We start from the raw sequence: 1,644 nt of genomic DNA, 5'->3' as shown, positions 1-1,644 counted from the left end.
GACTTCGACACTGGGTCACCCAAAATTTTCATGGAATAATTCAATTAATTTTTTTTGCTTTTCATTTGTTATTAATAGGTGTTTTAATTTTGTGCCGTCTGGCATTTCGGCTGTTATTTGATATATAGTTTTAGCAATTTCAATGGCTTTATTGACACTGATCTCCGCTTTTTTCTCATATAGCTGTCGTTCCAGTTCTTTATAGACTTTATAGGCTACAAAGGAGATGCATATATGAGCCTCTATGCGTCTTTGAAGCCTGTGATAAATGGGTCTTATCCGTAAATCAGATTTTGAAACTCGAAAAGCTTTTTCAATCTGCCAGAGATGTTGGTAGTTTTCAATAATCTGATCTTTGTTCAATTTAGCATTGGTCAGATATCCTTTAAGCCCGTCCCATCGGCTATCCTGCTTGAGTTTTTCGGTATCTATGGCCACTGTTATTTCCCCTTCAAGCTTTAAAAATTTATTGTAGCCCCGGTTGTTGATATTGGATTTGGTAAGCTTCCCCCTTCGTATCTGTTTCTCAAGCTTTCTCAGACCTTTTTCCCGATTGTAACGGTCTTTCTTGGCTCTGTCATCGGAATAGGTAATAATCAGCTTTAAATTTCCTTTTCTGATTACCGCGCTTTCGCCATTGCTTAAATCAAGAGCCAATATCTTTTCTTTGATCCTGTGAGCTTCATTTTTTATCCGAGCACCTAAGGCAAACTCATACCCCTGCTCTTGCAGGGTTTCCACATTATTTTTAGAGAGTAGTCCACTATCGGCAATCACTACCAGTTGCGCTAAGTTGTACTTCTTTTTAAAGGCATCAATCACCGGAAGCATCGTATGGCCTTCAAACTTATTGCCTTCAAAAACCTCATAAGCCAACGGATACCCATTCTTACTCACCAGTAGTCCTAATACAACCTGAGGGTTTTGATGCTTGCCTTCCTTGGAGAAACCCGTCTTGCGAAGTTCATCTTCCTGGTCAATCTCAAAATAAAGGGTGGTCACATCGTAAAACACCACACGAATATCATCCTTGAGAATCTTTCTGGTGTGCTCATAACTGATCTGTTGCACCAGTTCCTTTTGCGTAGAATGCAGCTTATCCAAATAGCGATAGATCTGCTGAGGAGAGATTTCTATCTCCTTGTAAAGGAAAAGGTATTCTGTGGTCTTAAGTTTACTTACCGGCTGAATAAGCCTAGAAAATACTAAATATTTAAATAAAGGATCTGCTATTTTAGCAAAACCTATTTCATTGAAAATGCTTCCAAGTAAGGCTTCCGTTCCTATTTCTGTATGTGAGCTGACCGAACTAAATACTGATTTATAAACCGATTTGGTATCACTAAAATTTAAAACTTGCTGATCATTATAGCTTTTAATGAAGTTATGGCCCTTTTGAACCAGTTTCTCGATTTTAATTAAGTCTGCGGAACTGCCGATAGTCTGTAATAATTTAGATTTACCATTGACTTTAGCGATTACCTGTACACTAACAACTCCGCTTTTATTTTTCTTTTTTCGAACAAACACGTTCAAAATTACTAAAAAATAGAGCTGGGTCACCCAAAATTTAAATCAAAAAGACCCTTGATAACTGACAATTAGAGCATTATAATTTTAAAGGTATGTTTATGTCGAAGTCAG

Annotated in this window: 1 protein-coding gene; it reads right to left on the bottom strand. The window is 37.3% G+C overall.

The features are described from left to right. Nucleotides 1-15: 15 nt before the first annotated feature. A complete protein-coding gene (locus tag UXI14_RS17965) occupies nucleotides 16-1,563 on the bottom strand; it encodes an IS1634 family transposase (protein ID WP_335967344.1) in 1,548 nt (515 codons plus the stop codon). Nucleotides 1,564-1,644 lie beyond the last annotated feature (81 nt).

It is taken from the genome of Galbibacter sp. PAP.153, from assembly GCF_037029175.1.
GTDB classification, from domain to species: Bacteria; Bacteroidota; Bacteroidia; order Flavobacteriales; family Flavobacteriaceae; genus Galbibacter; species Galbibacter pacificus.
The sequence above is the reverse complement of the archived record's forward strand: the minus strand, read 5'-3'. Positions and strand labels throughout refer to the sequence as shown.